This window comes from Nostoc sp., assembly GCF_036917415.1.
Taxonomy (GTDB): Bacteria; Cyanobacteriota; Cyanobacteriia; order Cyanobacteriales; family Nostocaceae; genus Nostoc.
This window is the reverse complement of sequence record NZ_JBALDJ010000054.1, coordinates 24,398-43,675: the sequence shown is the minus strand read 5'-3', so window position 1 is coordinate 43,675 and position 19,278 is coordinate 24,398. Positions and strand designations below refer to the sequence as shown.

Here is a 19,278-nt window from a genome sequence, read left to right as displayed (position 1 = left end):
CAGTATATGGTTTCTGTTTTGGCGGCGGCTCTCCCTAACTCAACTCTCTCATAGAATCCATTTGTCAATAGGGTTTGAGACGCGCTAACCCTGAGCCAATTAGGATGAGCAAGTTTGTTCATTTCTAGTGTGTAGTAACTTCAACAGAGGTCTTGGATTTGCATACCAGGACTTATTTGAAATTTTCAATAAGTTTAAAAAACTCTATTTAGCTTTGGAAAAAGTTTGATGTTAATTGGATTTATAAAGCTTCCCAATTTGTCACGGTATTGTGGATACGTGGGCTTAGAAGTAGCACAAATTGTTTCCAAACATCTTGCTGTTCAAAGTAAAACCTATGTAATTCAAAATAGGAGGGTATTGGTACATCAACTTTTAAAGTCTGGTCTGGATGCTCATACCGCAGATCGAACTGTTACTGTACTTATATCAAGCCCGATTTTACAATTAAGCAACAAAAACCAGTGTGCAATTAATTGTATGCCAGAGTAACTATACAGGCAGAAAAAGGGACTAGGGATTGAGGATTAGGGACTGGAGATGAGGGAGTAGGGGAGAATAATTACTGACTACTAACTATTGACCATTTCCCAGTCCCCAGTTCAACGCAAACAACGAATCGCCTCTAATAGACCTCTAGCTTTATTCAGCGTCTCTTCGTATTCTTTTTCTGGCTCAGAATCAGCTACCAAACCTGCACCAGCTTGTACGCTGACCGTATTATCATGTACTACCATTGTGCGAATTGCGATCGCAGTATTTAATTGTCCTTCAAAATCGTAATATCCATACACACCCGAATAAACACCCCGACGACTAGACTCTAACTCATGGATAATTTCCATCGCCCTAATCTTGGGTGCGCCGCTTACCGTACCTGCTGGGAAGGAAGCTTTCAGTAAATCCCATGCTGTTTTACCAACTGCTAATTTACCCACAACATTGCTAACAATGTGCATCACATGGGAGTAGCGTTCAACCACCATTAATTCATCAACTTTGACGCTACCACTTTGACAAACACGCCCCAAATCATTCCGCCCTAAATCTACAAGCATCACGTGTTCGGCAATTTCTTTGGGGTCTTGGAGTAAATCTTCAGCAAAGGCCGCATCTTCCTTAGTGGTTTTACCTCGTGGACGCGTCCCAGCAATTGGGCGTACCGTCGCTATTATTCCACCATCTGAATCGGTTTCGGCTTTCACCATCACTTCAGGACTGGAACCGATGATTTGCCAATCTTGGAAGTTAAAGTAAGCCATGTAAGGCGAAGGATTTATCTGACGTAGGGAGCGATAAAGGGCAAAAGGATCGCCTGTGTATGTTGTTGATAGTCGCTGAGAAATTACTACTTGAAAAATATCACCTGCTTTAATATGGTCTTTCGCCTTTTCAACACTGGCACAAAAATCAGAACGGGTAAAATTACTCTTATACTCCTCTGCTCCTCTGCTTTCCTGCTCCTCTGCTCCTCTGCTCCCTGGCGGTTTCCATTCCAATCGAGTTTTTTCCGGCGATAAAGGTAGAGATAGCTTTTCGAGCATTTGGGTGACGCGATCGCCAGCTTGTTGATATGCTGCTTTTAAATCTACATTCGGGTCGCGTAAATCAGCATAAGCGATCGCCCAAATTTTTCGCTTCACCTGGTCAAAAATCAACAGGTGGTCTACCTGCATCCACAAACCATCAGGTATATTTCGCTCATCTGGTGGATAAATTGGCACACGCGGCTCAATCCACTGAATCAATTCATAGCCCCAAAACCCAAATAAACCGCCAATTCCTGGCGGTAGCTGTGGTAATTTTACTGGGTGATAAGGTGCTAAACATTCGGCTAAAGCTGTAAAAGGGTCGCCTGCAAAAACCACCTGCGAACCATCGCGGTTTTTCTGAGTCGTGCGATCGCCCCTTGCTTCCAAAACCCACACCGGATCGCAGCCCACTAAACTATAGCGTCCCAGCTTTTCACCACCTTCTATCGATTCCAACAAAAAGCTATAGGGCTGACCTGCACAGACCTTATACCAAGCAGATACGGGCGTATCTAGGTCTGCTACCCATTCTTGATATACCGGCACGAAGTTGCCTTGTTGGGCTAGGGTGCAAAACTGGGAGAAATCCGGAAAAATCATTATTTTTCAAAGATAATTGCTAATTGGTAATGGGTAATAGGTAATTATTTTTATTACCAATTACCCATTACTAATTACCCATTAGGTAGTAACAGTTAGTTAGGGAGCGTCGTAGGTAGTAACACCACTAAACTTAAGTTTAGCTGGACTGAGGTTTTGTCCGATCCGACGGTCTACATAACGTACTTTGTCACGACCTGGATTCACCTTTTCGGGGAATACACCGTCGGCTGGGTGAAGTAAAGTGGTTTCTCCGTTGGGTAAAATCCGGTAAATTTTGTAATCTGTAATTTTGAGTTTACGGAGTTGCTGACCGCCCAAAAAGATGCCATATTCTTTACGAGCTATATACAGCAGGTTTTCACCTTTCCGCATAGTAGCAGCACCACCTGTAGGCAATTCAAATACTTGCTCTTTCGGGCTAGTCCAAGTGATAGCGTACTTTTCTTCCACTTGTGCTTTGCTGAGCAAGCCACCGGTGCTGCCAGCAAATAGTGGGGTTTGTCCAGAGAGTGTTTCTGCCATAAAATGTTCTCTCAACGTTTTTAGGGAATCCTAACACCGCAACCAGGATCATATTGCGATCGCGTCATAGACTGTAACAGTTTTTAGTCATTTGTCCTTTGTCATTTGTCCAATTGTTAAAAATTAATGCTCCATGCCCCATGCCCCATGCCCCATGCTCAATGCCCAATAACTAATGACTAATGACCAATGACTAATGACAAAGGACTAATACCTATTTACTCTTGACTTTTGTCCGCTTTTCCTCTTGGCTACTCTGAACAATCGGGATGGTGAAGTGAAACTGACTACCCCGATCTTTACCAGTTGACTCTGCCCAAATTTGCCCACCCCAGCCATTAACAATTTGACGGCAAATTGCTAAACCAAGTCCAGTTCCGCCAGTGGTGCGGCGTAGCGCTCCCTCTTCTTGATAGAAGCGATCAAAAACTACTTCTAAACGATTTGGTTCAATGCCGCGTCCAGTGTCAGATACAGTTACCTCGACCATTTGACGGCTGTTGTAAATCGCTGTAATCGTGATTTCTCCTTGGGGTGGCGTAAATTTCAAAGCATTGTCCATGAGTTTTGCTAGTACCTCGACTAGCCAGTCACCGTCAGCTCTGACCAGAGGTAGATTTTCGGCAATTTGAGTCTTGATTTGGGGCGGTTTTTCCATTGAGGAACGCGTGCGATTTCGGCTGAGTGCTAAATCTACACATTCTTGTAAGGTGAGAGATTCTGGATGCCATTCCACCCGGCCGCTTTCCAAGTTGGAAAGTGTAAGAAAATCTTGTACCAGTTTTCGCATCCGTTCCGAGTCGGAAAGAGCTGTGTTGAGCATGACCTGCTGCAACTCCAAGGGCATATCCGGTTCGCTAGCGAGACTTTCCAGGCACACTTGAATTGTGGATAGGGGGGTACGCAGTTCGTGTCCGGTGATGGCTATGAGGTTGCTGCGGGTGCGGTCTAGAGCTTCTAGTTGCTGGTTAAGTTCTTCTAGATTAGCGTAAGCTTCCGCTTGGATGAGAGCTGCTCCTACTTGGGTAGCGATCGCTTCTATCAAATCCAATTCTCCAGGTTGGCACTCGTGCGGTGGCATCCGGCAGTAATGTAACTCCACAATCCCCAATAATCGCCCCTGATAGAATACTGGTTCCATCAGCCAAGAACGAATGGCAAACTTTTTGGCGATGGTAGAAAGTCCTGACGATTTGGTAACGCGAGGGTCACTCAGCGTATCGCTGACACAAACACCTTCGCCTTGTTCCACGATGTCCCGAAATAGAGAATTTTTCTCTAACTCCCATGTTTGCCCACAAACAGATAAAATTCCGGGAGTCAAAAACTCGTGTTCAATAATGGCTTGGCTATCTGTGGCTTGAGCGCGGTAAATTAAACAGCGACAAGCTTCTAGGTGTTGCCCTAATTCTTGTGCCGCCACCTGGAGAACTTCGTGAGGATCGAGCGATCGCCGAATGGCAGTACTAATTGAGTTGACTAATCGTTCTTTTCGTGCTTGGGCAATAATAGAACGGTAAGCTTTGTGCAATTTGTACTGACTAGCTTGCAAATAAGTTACTAAGCGCTGCACAAAGGGATCTGTATCAATGTCACAGGCATACTCGTTTACCTGTTCGGATCCAGAGTGGTTTCGCGGCTCCCCGATGCCAAACCTCTGACGTGCCTGTTGAATTTTACTTGTCAGTTCTGGTCTGTAAACCAAAACCCTATCTAACAGCAATTCGGCTGCTTTGAGGCTAACTCCTCTTTCCGATGTCCAAATTCCCTCAAATCTTCGGGCTGTGTCTATATCCAGATTAGGGCTTAGTTCCGGTAATTGCTTGTTTTTAGCAAGAGAACCAAGGTTTTCTCGGCAAACCAGACAAGTAGCATAATTGTCAGCGATCACTACCAAATGCCACTCCTGACTTAAGCCATCCGTTGGCTCAAAAGCCACTTTTTCGTAGTGTTCCGAACTGTTGGTGAAATCCGTTTCTGGAGCAGATAATACGTATATTTGGTTACTCCGCAAGGCTAGTCGCAGGTAGCGATGAGCTTCTTGGCGGTAGAATCGCTCTCGCTGGAAACTAGCAATTACAAGGGGTTGTGCTAAAGTCGCAGCCAAAACTTGATCTTCCATCGCGTGGGAGAGCGCTGTTAGTGAAGCCTTAAAATATAGCTGGGGTCGCAAGTAGGGTAGGGACTTTAGCAGATCACTCAGCACAGAAGTCGAAATGCTCATGAATTATTGTTAAACGCTCAACCTGGATCAGATCCACGTCACAGCTGCATTGTACAAATTCCAAGGGACTCTCAAATTAAATAGACAGCTGCAATATGTAAAGAACGCTAAAAAGCGCTTTTCACCAAAGCAGTCGCAACACTTTGTTACCAACTAAGGGGCGTGGGTACACTTGATTTGTTGATTGACAACCTATTACGCCCAATATACATTCTCGACAACTAATGCTTTTGCTTGCACAGGTAAAATCTTTCAGGAATAAGTACTAAAACATTAATTATTGTATGGTTTTAACTACTGTGTTCGCTAATAACCACAGACGATCGATTTACAGTCCATGCATCGGCAAAATAGCCTGTTGTAGACATCGCCTACTTTGCCGACGTTGATTTATGCTAACTAAATAAATTTTCTTACCCAAAAATCATGACTGTGATATTCACATAACTTAATCAATAATTCGTGATTAAACTTAATCAATTAATTAATTAATTCTCATAAATTAGTCTAATCAAATACCAAAGATATCTAAGACAAAATCGTATTCTAGTAAAGAATAAATTTTCTCTATGTCCAACAAAAACCGTAAGCTTCACATTTTCACTGAGTATACTATATACCTTGTGTCTTTGAAAATTCAACGGCTAATAAATTATCTCAAAACCCTCAGTTTTCAGTCTTGACCTCACACTTATAAAATATAAATTTATCGACAAAGGCAGTTCTTGCTGAGGAAGTCTGCCTCCTGCCTCCTTTAATAAGATTTGCTTATGCTTATATGGATATGAGCGCTGCTATTTTGTCAGCAATATGTCAGGATTATTTTGGCTCGAATAGCTCAAACGAGTTTTAAAGAGCGTCTTTTTTCGGAAGTTGTGAGGATGAACAAGAAGCAGAGAGGATGAGGCAAAGAGAAAACCGCATATTTACAGAGGTTTTCAGGTATTTAGACCAAAACTAAGACAAGGAGTAGGGAGTAGTGTAGTTCAATTACTTGAAAAGCGCTGTAAAAGCAGGGCAAGATTGCTAATCTGACTCCGCACTTTCTGTCTCTCTACGATACGCTGTCCTTTGTTTAAACTACGTGTCTCGACACAAATCTTTCTTTTTGCGACGCTCTGTCTCAAAGCAAAAGGGTATTTATTCTTTCCCTCTGCCTCTTGGGTAAGAGACTTCTACTCAAAAGACCACAAAAATATAGACCTGTACACGGAACTTTGTCTAATGACACCGGATACGCTAATCACCCCAGAAAAAATTTTTCTGGATGGAAAAACTTTTATTCCTGCCGAACAATTACCGATCCCGGAGTGGCCTTGTGTTGTGGCTGAAAGATCGCAACCGACACTAACGGTTAAAGATGATGATTTATTTTTTGTGACAGATACTATTGGGAATATTTCTGGCTGTTCCCTCAACGATGGCAATCCCAGTATGGGACTGTTTTGTTGTGATACGAGATTTCTCAATCGCTTGGAGTTACAAATTGAAGGGCGATCGCCTGTACTCCTCAGTAGTACTGCCGAAAAAGGGTTTTCACTCTCAGTTTTGTGTACTACCCCCAGAATCGACGAACGCCTGAAAGCCGAGACTATCGGAATTCGTCGAGAAATCGTGCTGAATGGGGCACTATTTGAAGAAATAGAAGTATCTAACTACAGCACAACAACCGTCAATTTTGAACTAACCATCAGCTTTGATGCGGATTTTCTTGATTTATTTGAAGTCCGGGGCTATGACAGAGAAAAACGAGGTCGGCTTTTACGCCTAGTAGAACCGACGACTGAGGAAGGAACATTTTCTCACGTCGATGGTATTGCACCAGTACCTAAAGAGCCATCTGCTTCTAGAGAAGAATCCTTAACACTCGCCTATCAAGGTTTGGATGGCTCAGTGATGGAATCCCGGATTTTATTCCAGCATCGGCAACCAGACTATTTCAAGGGTTACACTGCGGTTTGGCAGCTAGAGTTGGCTTCTCACGAAACTCAAAAGCTGGGCTACCGAGTGAATATGTTGAGGAATAACCAGTCGAGTTCAACCGTGAGCGCCGCCACTACCTTAGGACAGGCGAAAGCTGCTGAGTGGATGGAGGAGCAACACTGGGTACAACAAATTACCCGCATTAGCTCAGATAAGAGTACCTTCAATCGAGTGATTGAGCGGGCTGAACAAGATATGTATTTGTTGCGCCAGTCTTTTGGTAAGCATAAGACTGTTTCCGCTGGAGTACCTTGGTTTTCAACATTATTTGGGCGAGATTCGCTGATTACAGCTTCTCAAAGCCTGATGTTAAACTCGCAAATCGCCAAGGAAACCCTGGTATTACTGGCGACATATCAAGGTAGAATTGATGACGAATGGCGCGAAGAAGAACCAGGTAAGATTTTGCACGAGTTACGTTTGGGAGAAATGGCTCGTTGTCAAGAAATTCCCCATACGCCCTACTACGGTACGGTTGATGCCACTCCCTTGTGGCTGCTGCTTTATGCCGAACACTATGCTTGGACTCACGATCGAGAACTTCTAGAGCAACTTTGGCCCAATGCTCTAGCTGCAATGGAGTGGATCGATCGCAATACCAAAGAAACCAGCTACCTCAGTTATTTCCGTAAATCCAAACGCGGTCTTGTTAACCAGGGTTGGAAAGATTCCGGCGACTGTATTGTAGATCGCAAGGGAGAATTAGCCAACGGCCCAATTGCTCTGTGTGAGGTGCAAGCTTACGTCTATGCTGCAAAAATGCGTCTAGCAGAAATAGCTAGGATGAAGAAGCGGCTTGATTTAGCAGATCGTTGGCAAGAAGAGGCGAGAAATCTTAAGGTTCGTTTTAATCGAGATTTTTGGGTGGAAGACCAAGATTTCTGCGCTCTGGCTTTAGATGGAGAAGGCAAGCCAGTAGACAGTATTACCTCAAATCCTGGTCATTGTCTGCATTTGGGACTCTTCACAGACGAAAAAGCTCATAGTGTAGCAGAACGGTTGCGGGCACCAGATATGTTTAATGGTTGGGGCATTCGGACTTTGAGTAGTTTGTCACCCGCTTATAATCCGATGGGTTATCACATTGGTTCAGTTTGGCCCCATGATAACGCTCTGATTGCAATGGGATTGCGATCGCTCGGTCTGATCGATCAAGCCTTAGAAATATTCCAAGGTTTATTCGACATGACTGAGCAGCAACCCTATCAACGTCCTCCAGAACTTTTTTGCGGCTACGAACGGAACGGTGATAATGCCCCTGTGCAGTATCCAGTTGCCTGTACTCCCCAAGCTTGGGCTACAGGCAGTATCTTCCAACTACTGCAAATGATGGTCAACTTAGTACCTGATGCTCAAAATAACTGCTTGCGAATCATCGACCCCGCTTTGCCAGAATCGATTAATCGCCTGTCATTTCATAATTTGCGAGTCGGCCCCACCATCCTCGATTTGGAATTCGAGCGTTCTGGGACTACGACTGCTTGTCGCGTTGCGAAAAAACGGGGTAATTTACGGGTAGTTATTGAAGCTTAAAAAGAGAGTAGGGAGTAGGGAATTTCCCACTCCTTTTTTTCTGATTAGTGCCATCCACTCCAACAACCCAGTGTTAGCCTGCTTCATCGCCAGTGTGTAGAGTTCTCAAAAGCTCCTCTGTAAGCTCGATCAATTCAGATACAGAATTTTGTGTAAGTTGTGTAGTTTTAAAGCCATGAGCAATAGAATTACGTAATAAGAGTGCATTCATTAGTAACTGATACTCAGATTTTGAAATTACACCTTCAATTGCTAATTGCTTCACTAAGTAGAGTGGATCAAATCTTTGTAAACTTAGCTCTTCCTTTTGGGCAATAAGTCTCAAAGTTGCTTCTACCAAAGACCAAGAATATAAGATAGCTGATTCTGGATGTTGCGTTGTAAGTTGCTTTGCTACTTGCAACTGTGATTCTATTTCATGTTCTTGAAGAGAACCCTCTGCTTTCAGAGAATACATTATATCCTCTGGGTTGGTCATTACTAATTCAAATCTCCAACCAGGATGTTTTTCTACCGCTTGAGCTAAATTACGTAAGTCTTGATTAGAAGAAGAGTTAAGTGAGGAGCGTGACTTGACTTCAATAACTACATTTTCTTCTCCCCGATGTACTACCATGTCAGGGCGATAGTTATTAAGGAAGTCAGGCAAGTCTTCTGGATTTGGATGAAAAAAAACTTCGTAACCCTTCTGGCGATACTCCTCTGCTAGTTTCAGCAATCGCTCTCTTTCTAAGTTTGTGGTTGAAGTTGTCATCAAATAACTACCTCCTGGTTAGGAGCATCAATTACGACAATATGTAAGAACTCATTGCCACGAGCAAAGCCTTCCGCCAATGTCAGGGTCATGTCTTCTATTCTAAAGTTACCTAACAAATTCCTCTTTCTAACTAGGAGATCGCTTACTTGACGATCATCGACGTAGGCTAGTTTTTTTATTGCATCTTGAATAGGCTTCACTATATTGTCTACATCCATTTGATCAGAATCATAGAAATAGGTTATCTGGAGCATAACCCACCCAGTAGCTGTTTTTTGTTCCGAAGACCAGTATTTTTCAGCTTCTTGTCGCACTGTCTTTTTCCAATCTTCAAGTCGATTGCCCTTACCACGCTTACGAGTCTGTTGTGATATTGGTGGCCCATCTACTATGAACTCAAATCTGGTCAATGCACTTTTAAATAATAGATCATAGGTTATTTTATGTTACTAACCTCGAATACAAGCAGATAACCCCCGCTACTTATGACAGAGGAATACTGCCATTACTAACTGTTGCTGTGTTGCCCAGTAGCTTCGCTGAGTGCTTCACGAATTATCTCATCACTCACACCATGCCGCTTTAGGCTGGCAATCAATGTAGAAACAGTATCACCATCAAGTCGCTCAAGATCAGCTCGGAGTCCTTGTCCGATGTAAGCGCGAACTAATGGCTGATAACCAGAAAACCCTAACAATGGTGCTACTCGCTTCAAATCCTCAATCACATCTTCGGGAATACGAATTGTAATTGTTGTCATTGGACGATTTTTATCGAGTCGCTTTCTTAAATCTTCAGCTTTCATAGTATTCACGTTCCTTGCGCGTCGCTTTCCGAGCCGATATGAGCCTAATCATGTCGTTTTCACGCTCAATATAGACGACGTACAGAAGATTCCATCGTCTGTCCAAGCCAATCACAGCATCTCGCTCCTCATCATTGCGGCTTGCATCAACCACTACTAGAAACGGATCCAAGAAAGCTTCTACGGCTTGCTGAAATGTTATGCCGTCATGATTGCTGGGATTAATCCGAGCTTTCTCCTCGTTCCAAACGAAGGTGACACCATTAAGCACGAAAAACACATCCATCCCTCATAGTTTAGGCAAGATGTATTTACGTTGTCAATACACTTTCTTCTAAAAGTTTACAATTACAATTCAAGACTGAATCTTGATGTGTGTCAGAACCTTGCAATGCTTATCTGTTTGTTGTCTTCCTCAACCCAATAAATAATCCGATAGGCAGTTTAAGCACTATTACTTATTGACAAATAATCCATGATGTCAAGTGTCACGGATAGGGTTTGGGGGAATCTTCCAGAGTCAAATATCATCAACACCAAACCGATTGAGATGTAAGTAATTTTTCATTTGCATCAAAATTCTTAATGAGAGTTTGTTTCATTAATTGAGATTTTAGTGTAGAATTTTTTTAAACCTATTGAATAATATTCTCAATAGAGGATAGATATAAAATGACAACTTCTACAAGTCCGCTGTCGGTGGAGCAAGACCTTACTGACTCGCCTTGGTGGGCAGGTAACGCCAGACTCACTAGCTTATCAGGGAAATTACTAGGCGCTCACGTCGCTCATTCTGGTCTGATCGTTTTCTGGGCAGGAGCTATGACTTTATTTGAGCTAGCCCACTTTAATCCAGCAGAACCGATGTACTCGCAAGGCTTAATTTTGTTACCTCACCTAGCTACACAAGGTTGGGGTGTAGGTGCAGAGGGTGTAGTTTTGGATACTTATCCCTACTTTGTAATTGGAGCTTTGCATCTAATTTCCTCAGCCTTTTTGGGTTTCGGAGGAATCTTTCATTCCGTGCGTGGCCCGGAAAAATTGGAAGGTAGAGTTCCTTTCTTTGGCTACGACTGGTCAGACACGGGTAAAATGACCACAATCCTTGGTATACATCTGGTTTTACTGGGTTGTGGTGCATTCTTGTTAGTCGCCAAAGCAATGTACTTTGGGGGTTTGTACGACCCAAATGTTGAAAATGTGCGGGTAATTACAAATCCGACATTAAATCCAGTCGTCATTTTTGGTTATCTGTTTGGCGCAATTAGGAAATTCTGGATTGCTGGCGTTGACAACCTTGAAGATGTGGTTGGCGGACATATTTGGGTTGGTGCAATGTTGATTATTGGTGGACTTTTCCACATAGCTACTAAGCCCTTTAGTTGGACGCATCCAATATTTGTTTGGTCTGGAGAAGCTTACCTTTCTTACAGTCTGGGCGCTTTGGCATTGATGGGCTTTATTGCAACTCTCTTTGTATCGGTAAACACCACTGTTTATCCTGAAGTTTTTTATGGGCCGGCGCTTGTAGTTAGACAGAATATCGTGCCGTACTTTTCATCACCTGACCCTGACCTTGTAACTGCCCGGACTTGGTTAGCTAATGCCCATTTTTGGTTAGCTTTCTTCTTTCTCCAAGGTCATATCTGGCACGCCTTGCGGGCGCGTGGGTTCGATTTTCGCAAAGGTAGGGTGAGTCAGGAGGCGGTAATTCCGCAACCAATTAGCTAAATTCAAGTTAATGCAATAAATTTGCAATTACTTTGAAGTAGAAACTCAACAAAATTGCTAAAAATTCTCAAGGAGTACTAGAAATGACAGCAGTAATTGAAGATAGCCCATATAAGCAACAGATACCTGATGTTGGTTGGTGGGCTGGTAACTTTCGTCTCACTAATTTATCAGGAAAATTACTAGGCGCTCATGTTGCCCATTCTGCATTGATTTTGTTATGGGCTGGAGGGATGACGCTGTTTGAATTGTCGCGCTTCAACCCTAATGAGCCAATGTATGAGCAAGGGTTAATCATACTGCCTCATCTAGCGACTCTAGGTTTGGGTGTCGGTGCTGGTGGGCAAGTTATTAGCACCTATCCCTACTTTGTAATCAGCGTCTTACATCTGATACCTTCAGTGATTCTGGCAGCTGGTGGTATTTACCACTCCCTGCTGGGGCCAGAGGTGTTACAAGATAATCCTACTTGGGCTGGCTTTTTTGGCTACGACTGGAAAGATAAGGACAAGATGACTACCATCTTGGGCATTCACCTAACGCTTTTAGGTTTAGGTGCTTTGGCTTTAGTTGCTAAGGCGGTGTTTTGGGGTGGACTGTTTGATCCTTGGGCTGCTGGCGGTGGAGATGTCAGGGTAATCAATCATCCGACACTTAACCCATTGCGCATTTTTGGCTACCTATTTGGGGCTTGGGGACCAGAGGGATTGGCTGCTGTTGATAACTTGGAAGATGTTGTTGGCGGTCACATCTGGGTTGGTTTGATGTTAATTGGCGGTGGTATTTTTCACATCTTGACTAAGCCATTTGCTTGGGCACGCCGAATTTTGATTTACTCAGGGGAAGCGTATTTATCTTACAGCATTGGTGCTGTAGCATACATGGGCTTTTTAGCAGCATACTTTGCTTCAGTCAATAACACCGTCTATCCCGAAGTTTTTTATGGCCCAGTTAAAGCTATAGAAACTTCTGCTGGTATAGTTTCTGCTCGTGGTTGGTTGGTAACTTTCCATTTTGTCCTAGCGCTCATATTTCTGTTAGGTCACATTTGGCACGCTCTCCGCGCTCGTGCGATCGCAGGCGGATTTGATTTTAAAAATGGTGATATGGTTCAGCCTCCACGTGTAGAGCGCCAAACGAGGAATCAAGTAACCGTAGTCAATTCTTCCGATCTGACGCTAAAGTTTCTGAAATACTTGCCAATTTATCGCCCTGGTATATCTGCTTTGTGGCGAGGATTAGAAATTGGCATGGCTCATGGTTACTGGCTAGTTGGTCCCTTTGCGACATTAGGTTCATTGGGTTTATTACGCAATTCTAATGTGGGCAGCTTGGTCGGTTTACTAGCCACAGGCAGTTTGATTATCATCCTGACAATTGGCTTTTCGCTTTATGGCACTACTAGCTACGAAAGACAACAGGAAATTTATTCACGACCAGTTTCGGTTGCAACAATTGCCAAAGTGCCGCAGAGCATCAATACTGTCGCCGAATGGAGTCAATTTACTGAGGGCTTTTTGATTGGTGGAATTGGTGGAGCAATCTTCGCTTATTTGCTATTGACTAGTGTTGCTTTATTCGGTGCGATCGCAATTAACTCGATTTAATCATCTAGTGATTTAATACCCATGATGTAAAGACGTAGCATTCTACGTCTTTACTATAAATTAGAGCAAGACTTAGATTGCTCGCACTCGCCTCACTCCTTGTTTAAACGGCTACACGTGCCGAGCTATCCTGTACCTTTACCTTTAAAAACGCGAGGTTCTGCAAGGATGGCGACCTTATCAAGGAAGGCAGGAGGCAGATAGCGCAGCGTTAGCGAGTCCGCGACGCCTTGGGAGCAGGGGTTTAAGACCGTTTATACGGCGCAAAAAAAAGGGAGGGGTCTGAATCCTCTTCCAATTGTTCCAACTGAGCCTCCTGCCTCCTGCCTCCTGCCTCCTTCAATTAATGGAAGGCGATCGCTATTGGGAATCTGAGCTAAGTTCTTCCTTGGTGTATTGGCGTTCACAGATTAAGGTTTGGCATTCTTGGCGCTCATTGCGTCAAGTTAATAATTAGATTACTTAGGCAATGACATATTGATCTATGTCTACCTACTGACTCAGTTAATTTAGTTTCACTCAACACCAGCTAAATAATATTTCATGCCTGCGGTTAAAAGCAGTTGACTGCGGGCACTTTTTTCTAATCTTTAGGAGGATAACTTATGCTGGCTACAATTTTTTGTGCTTCATTTGCTTGGGCCACTTTGATTTTCTTTATTTTGAGTATCTGGTTTACCTTAAAACAAGGGATAAATCATTTAAAAAAGCTACATGAAATTCCTTGTCATGCTTGTGAATATTTCACCAACGACTATCGCCTTAAGTGTACTGTACATCCAATTAAAGCTTGTTCTGAGGAAGCGTTCGGCTGTCTTGACTTTAAACCTCAAACTTCTTTCTGTAATGCTTGTCAAAAGGGTCGGCAAAAGCTTTGTTAAAATTTTCCAATTAGATAATTTCTAATCCGTAATACTCTAAATACTTATGAACCGACAATCTGATTTGCTATCCGAACTATGCGATTTTCTATATCATCGTAGTCCATATTATGGGCAATTTAAACCAGAGTATCTAGTATTTAACGCTAATCTTCAAGATTTTTCTCAACGGGTAAACTACATTTGCAGCCTCCAAACTAGTGGTATTTCCCCAGAAGAGGCTTACAAACAAATTCACATTCTCTGAAGACAGTTGAAAAGTGCCAAAAAAAAATTGGAAATTCGTTAAATAGAAAAGGATGTAAAAACAACAATAATTTACACCCAAAGTCCTAACAGACGCAATCAATCGCGTCTCTAAACTGATATGCGTCTAGATTGTACATTGCAATTGTTAAGACTGTCATGCAGTCAATGGTCATCTGTCCTTTTAAATACAAATGACTAATGACAACTCTCACGAGTAAATATAGAATTTAAATGCGTAACAGCTTACTCCTAATTTTGTTATGCTTCTTCTGAATTTTCTCTCTTATGTCCTGGGGATGCTTCGTAAAGTGCATCGAGATGTTGACGCGCATCTTCAACGTTAATCGAACGCATTACCAAAAGTGGCTCTTTTATTAAGTTTCCAGCACTATCTAATAATTCTGGATGGGGTACAAACTGTTTTTTTGATGAATAATAACCATAGTTGCCTTGGTTATTCATTGGCGAGGAATTTGTCGGATAAGTTCGCTCCCGATCGAAACTGAACATAATCAGGTTACGAATTAAGTTGCCAACAGCTATAAATGCAAGGATTGTAAAAGCAAGAATGTAAAGCAGATGTAACATTGGATTTTCCTCCAGAACAGCAATTTTTAAAACTTTATTTTGTAACGCTTTGTTTCGCCAATACCGTGACTCACAGTTAAGACGACTATTCTACGCATTTTTCATGCGCTTACATTTATATAGGGCTATTTGTCAACCGTTATTCCACTTACGGTAGCATAGGATACATTATTTTGCTAATCCAGTTAATGTTAAGGAATTGTTAAGAATTTTCTACTATCTTTTTAACGACTGATTTACCATCTTGCGTAGACGCTTGCTTGGTAATTCAAGAGACATCACTAAGTAGTCTGCCGAAATTTAGCGCTTAGACTTCACGTCCTTGACGAAAGCGCATTGCGACATTCCAGCATTCTGTTACTAATTCATGCCAAGGCATTAACGTTGCCATATCAATCCCGACTTGTTTATCAGTTGCATTAAATAGCATCTTCGCCGTATTTAGTTCATCTTGCGCTTGCTTAACCCGCAAGAGCAAGTCAGATTGCTCTTGGTCACTCATAAATGATAGTTCCTGAGTTTCGAGTAAATGGCGCGATCGCGTAAACCAATGCTGAAAATCTTCCAGCAGGGGATCTAAAACCGTTTTCAGCAACTCAGTCCCTGGTAAATTTGAGTCTGGCATAAATAAGAGGCATATTTCAAACTTGCTTACTAATATTAACGTTATTTACGTTTCTTAACACTTTTTTGGTTTCTCTCAGAAATTTCAGATGTAAAAAATTGTAACAAAGATTACAAAATTAATTATATATTCTTGATATCCGGTTTGTACAGAGCCTTTGGAGAGACGACTATAGGTATATATAACACCGAGTTGCAATTCATAAAATAATTTAGCGATCGCAGGCAATCCTGAATTTGACACTCAGGTAAAAAAGCAAAAATTTATCTTTATCTTTGGATTGAAGAAGAATTCAGGACTCAAAATCAAAATAGTGGGGAATTCAAACCCGCCACCTAGAAACACCATTAAAGAAAATATATTTAGCGGAGTCTTAAACCCCTTTATTTATTACGCCAGTCGAATTCAAATTTATTCTGACTTTTGACTTTGCGAGTTCTTTGTTAGATAAAGCTTAACTGGCAAAAACCAAAGTCGTTATAGTTGAATAAGCCTACAGATTTAGATAAATCACCTTTTGTAATCACTTCGCCAACGGTTCAGCAGCCAATGTCGCTAAAATCATCGAATCAGTCCGAACAGTCAGAACAAGTTGAAAAAATTTATTTACCGCGTACCAGCGAATCGGAGAACTTAAAAAAGATTCGCCACACTGCTTCCCATGTTATGGCAATGGCAGTACAAAAGCTGTTTCCCAAGGCACAAGTTACAATCGGCCCTTGGATTGAAAACGGTTTTTACTACGACTTCGATAATCCAGAACCATTTAGCGAAAACGATCTCAAAGCCATCAAGAAAGAGATGGCAAAGATTATCAATCGCAAACTGGCAGTAATTCGGGAAGAAGTCACCCGCGAAGAAGCCGAACGCCGGATTCAGGAAATTAAGGAACCTTACAAGCTAGAAATTCTGGCAGATATCAAAAACGAACCAATTACGATTTACCATCTGGGGAATGAATGGTGGGATTTGTGTGCGGGGCCTCATTTGGAAAATACCAGTGAATTAAACCCGAAAGCAATTGAACTAGAAAGCGTTGCTGGCGCTTATTGGCGCGGAGATGAAACTAAAGCCCAATTACAACGCATCTATGCCACCGCTTGGGAAGGCCCAGAACAACTCACTGAATATAAGCGACGTAAAGAAGAAGCGCTACGGCGAGATCATCGGAAACTAGGTAAGGAACTGGGATTATTTATATTTTCTGACCAAGTGGGACCGGGTTTACCTTTATGGACACCTAAAGGCACTTTGTTGCGGAGTACTTTAGAAGACTTCCTCAAGCAAGAACAGATCAAACGTGGCTACCAGCAGGTTGTCACCCCTCACATTGGCAGAGTGGATTTATTTAAAACCTCTGGACACTGGCAGAAATATAAAGACGATCTGTTCCCAATGATGGCAGAAAATGAGGAAGCTGCTGCACAGGAACAAGGTTTTGTTCTCAAAGCCATGAATTGCCCCTTTCACATCCAAATATATAAGAGTGAGTTGCGTTCCTATCGGGACTTACCGATGCGGCTTGCAGAATTTGGTACTGTTTACCGCTACGAACAATCAGGGGAATTGGGCGGTTTAACACGGGTGCGGGGTTTTACTCAAGATGATGCCCACATATTTGTCACCCCAGAACAGTTAGACAGCGAATTCCTCAAGGTAGTCGATCTAATATTGTCAGTGATTAAGACTTTGCAATTGGGGAATTTCAAAGCACGACTGAGTTTCCGCGATCCAGTTAGTGATAAGTATATTGGTTCTGATGAAGCTTGGAATCAGGCTGAGAATGCTATTCGCCGTGCAGTTGAAACCTTGGGGATGGAACATTTTGAGGGAATTGGGGAAGCGGCTTTCTACGGGCCCAAACTAGATTTTATTGTCAGTGATGCCCTACAACGGGAGTGGCAATTAGGAACTGTACAAGTAGATTACAACTTGCCAGAACGCTTTGATTTAGAGTACGTTGCTGAAGATGGTGTTCGCAAACGTCCAGTAATGATTCACCGTGCGCCTTTTGGTTCGCTGGAACGGCTAATTGGGATCTTAATTGAAGAATATGCAGGTGATTTTCCTTTGTGGTTAGCGCCAGTGCAAGCTAGATTACTGCCAGTGGGTGATACACAGCTAGACTTTGCTAAAGATGTGGTGACAAAAATGAAAGCGTTAGGCATCCGTGCAGAAGTTGATACCAGTGGCGATCGCTTGGGTAAACAGATTCGGAATGCAGAGAAAGAAAAAATACCCGTAATGGCTGTGGTGGGAGCTAAAGAAGTGGAAACCAACACCTTGAGCATCCGTACCCGCGCCTCTGGGGAATTGGGAGTTATCCCTGTAGATGAAGTGGTAGATAAGATGAAGGATGCGATCGCTAAGTTCGAGAATTTCTAAAATCTAACCGCAGACGCACACTAATCACAATTGGTGTGCGTTTTGTTTAGTAGATTAGAGCATTGGCTTGCTGGTAGGTTTTGGCAAAGGTGCGATCGTAACGTATTTAATATCAAAGACTCATTAATGGAGTTCAAAGGCTCATTAACGGAGTTCAAAGACTCATTAACGAGTATTTGATGCTCGTTAACGGAGTTCAGAGGTGGATTCATCCAGTTCAAATACTCGTTGACGGAGTTCAGAGGTGGATTCATCCAGTTCAAATACTCATTTTAATTTTAACTTTTCATAGGATTTGGAAGATCAGAAAGTATCACAGATAACAAAAGTTTTCTCAATCACCGCACCCAAGAAAACTTTTCGAGTTATTCAAGATTGATAAGATTGATTTAAAGACTTGTGGAATCTGCTCTTCCTAAACAGACTAGACTTGCATAAATTACTATCAACAATTGTTGATTCACATCATGAACCGCTTTACCTCTATTTTGCTAGCTGGCTTGATAGCATCTGCTTCAGCTTTGGCTATTTTTCCAAAAGCAGATGCTAATACACCAGTGTCTTATCTTGCTGGGTTAGATAGCTACGGCTATCAACACAACGATGATGGTAACTACGAACGTCATAGTCGTCACTACAGAAATGGTGATTATGACCGTCACAACAACCTTCGCAACATTCGTAACGATAACGATCGCCGCTATGAGCGCGACAATAATCGCCGTTATGAGCGCGACAACAATCGCCGCTATGAGCGCGACAACAATCGTCGCTATGACCGTGACAATAATCGCCGCTATGACCGTGACAATAATCGCCGCTATGACCGCGACAATAATCGCCGCTATGACCGTGACAATAATCGCCGCTATGACCGTGACAATAATCGCCGTTATGACCGCGATAATAACCTTCGCAACATTCGCTTTCGCTATGAACGCGATCGCGACTGGGGTCGTGGTTAATCCCTGTGCCTATTTATTAAGCTTAGTTCCAAGTGAACTGAGCATTGATTCTACTTGGCGCTAGGACAGACACAATCTCTTTTTCCACTGATTTCAATATCTGACTTTTCACTCTTATCTAGAAAACCTCGTTTCTATTCCCTAGTAAGGAAACTTGTTCAGGGATTAGGTTTAGCGTTAGCTTTTGTACATGACGTGAAAAGTCAGATTTTTATCAAATCAAGAATTTACCCTTAGCCTAAACTCATTAATGGAGTCCAAAGACTCATTAATGGAGTTCAAAGACTC

The 19,278-nt window shown here is 42.5% G+C and carries 16 protein-coding genes; 7 read left to right on the top strand and 9 right to left on the bottom strand.

Annotation, left to right across the window (positions count from 1 at the left end; genetic code table 11):
* Positions 1-602 precede the first annotated feature (602 nt).
* The 3 genes from trpE to V7K41_RS10340 all read right to left on the bottom strand — a co-directional run bounded on the left by trpE (position 603) and on the right by V7K41_RS10340 (position 4,881).
* Entirely contained in the window at positions 603-2,132 is a 1,530-nt protein-coding gene (gene trpE, locus V7K41_RS10350; RefSeq protein ID WP_334847789.1) for an anthranilate synthase component I, read from the bottom strand.
* Between the two features lie 99 nt (positions 2,133-2,231).
* Complete coding sequence (locus V7K41_RS10345) at positions 2,232-2,657, bottom strand: photosystem I reaction center subunit II PsaD (RefSeq protein ID WP_334847788.1); 426 nt, start codon at positions 2,655-2,657, stop codon at positions 2,232-2,234.
* Between the two features lie 214 nt (positions 2,658-2,871).
* Complete coding sequence (locus tag V7K41_RS10340) at positions 2,872-4,881, bottom strand: DICT sensory domain-containing protein (RefSeq protein ID WP_334847786.1); 2,010 nt, start codon at positions 4,879-4,881, stop codon at positions 2,872-2,874.
* 1,224 nt (positions 4,882-6,105) lie between these two features.
* Between V7K41_RS10340 and V7K41_RS10335 the strand changes: the two genes are divergently transcribed.
* Positions 6,106-8,397 carry an amylo-alpha-1,6-glucosidase gene (locus V7K41_RS10335; protein ID WP_334847784.1) on the top strand — a complete coding sequence of 764 codons (2,292 nt, stop codon included), beginning with the start codon at positions 6,106-6,108 and terminating at the stop codon, positions 8,395-8,397.
* Positions 8,398-8,470: 73 nt separating this feature from the next.
* Here V7K41_RS10335 and V7K41_RS10330 read toward each other — a convergent pair whose 3' ends face one another.
* From V7K41_RS10330 to V7K41_RS10315, 4 genes are all read right to left on the bottom strand, one after another.
* Positions 8,471-9,151 (bottom strand): hypothetical protein, encoded by a 681-nt coding sequence (locus V7K41_RS10330; protein ID WP_334847782.1) that lies wholly within the window; start codon positions 9,149-9,151, stop codon positions 8,471-8,473.
* A complete protein-coding gene (locus V7K41_RS10325) occupies positions 9,151-9,564 on the bottom strand; it encodes a RusA family crossover junction endodeoxyribonuclease (protein WP_334847780.1) in 414 nt (137 codons plus the stop codon). The genes V7K41_RS10330 and V7K41_RS10325 overlap by 1 nt, the downstream gene beginning before the upstream one ends.
* 98 nt (positions 9,565-9,662) lie before the next feature.
* Entirely contained in the window at positions 9,663-9,959 is a 297-nt protein-coding gene (locus tag V7K41_RS10320) for a hypothetical protein (protein WP_334847779.1), read from the bottom strand.
* On the bottom strand, positions 9,949-10,245 hold the full coding sequence (locus tag V7K41_RS10315) for a BrnT family toxin (RefSeq protein ID WP_334847777.1): 297 nt from the start codon (positions 10,243-10,245) through the stop codon (positions 9,949-9,951). Before V7K41_RS10315 ends, V7K41_RS10320 begins: the two co-directional genes overlap by 11 nt.
* A gap of 386 nt (positions 10,246-10,631) precedes the next feature.
* On the opposite strand from V7K41_RS10315, the gene V7K41_RS10310 reads away from it, so the two are divergent.
* From V7K41_RS10310 to V7K41_RS10295, 4 genes are all read left to right on the top strand, one after another.
* Positions 10,632-11,690: a chlorophyll a/b binding light-harvesting protein gene (locus V7K41_RS10310; RefSeq protein WP_334847775.1), complete on the top strand. Its 1,059-nt coding sequence runs from the start codon at positions 10,632-10,634 to the stop codon at positions 11,688-11,690.
* Positions 11,691-11,773: 83 nt separating this feature from the next.
* Positions 11,774-13,297, top strand: coding sequence for a chlorophyll a/b binding light-harvesting protein (locus V7K41_RS10305; protein ID WP_334847773.1), 1,524 nt, complete (start codon positions 11,774-11,776; stop codon positions 13,295-13,297).
* A 605-nt stretch (positions 13,298-13,902) separates the two neighbouring features.
* Complete coding sequence (locus tag V7K41_RS10300; protein ID WP_104905417.1) at positions 13,903-14,178, top strand: hypothetical protein; 276 nt, start codon at positions 13,903-13,905, stop codon at positions 14,176-14,178.
* A gap of 46 nt (positions 14,179-14,224) precedes the next feature.
* Entirely contained in the window at positions 14,225-14,425 is a 201-nt protein-coding gene (locus V7K41_RS10295; protein ID WP_334847771.1) for a DUF7219 family protein, read from the top strand.
* Between the two features lie 260 nt (positions 14,426-14,685).
* Here the strand turns inward: V7K41_RS10295 and V7K41_RS10290 are convergent, their stop codons facing one another.
* Positions 14,686-15,015 (bottom strand): DUF2973 domain-containing protein, encoded by a 330-nt coding sequence (locus V7K41_RS10290; protein ID WP_104905415.1) that lies wholly within the window; start codon positions 15,013-15,015, stop codon positions 14,686-14,688.
* A 307-nt stretch (positions 15,016-15,322) separates the two neighbouring features.
* A complete protein-coding gene (locus V7K41_RS10285; RefSeq protein ID WP_334847770.1) occupies positions 15,323-15,640 on the bottom strand; it encodes a DUF2605 domain-containing protein in 318 nt (105 codons plus the stop codon).
* A 549-nt stretch (positions 15,641-16,189) separates the two neighbouring features.
* Here V7K41_RS10285 and thrS point away from each other — a divergent pair.
* A complete protein-coding gene (gene thrS / locus V7K41_RS10280) occupies positions 16,190-18,025 on the top strand; it encodes a threonine--tRNA ligase (RefSeq protein WP_334847790.1) in 1,836 nt (611 codons plus the stop codon).
* A gap of 467 nt (positions 18,026-18,492) precedes the next feature.
* Positions 18,493-18,990 carry a hypothetical protein gene (locus tag V7K41_RS10275; RefSeq protein WP_334847768.1) on the top strand — a complete coding sequence of 166 codons (498 nt, stop codon included), beginning with the start codon at positions 18,493-18,495 and terminating at the stop codon, positions 18,988-18,990.
* The last annotated feature ends 288 nt before the right edge of the window (positions 18,991-19,278 follow it).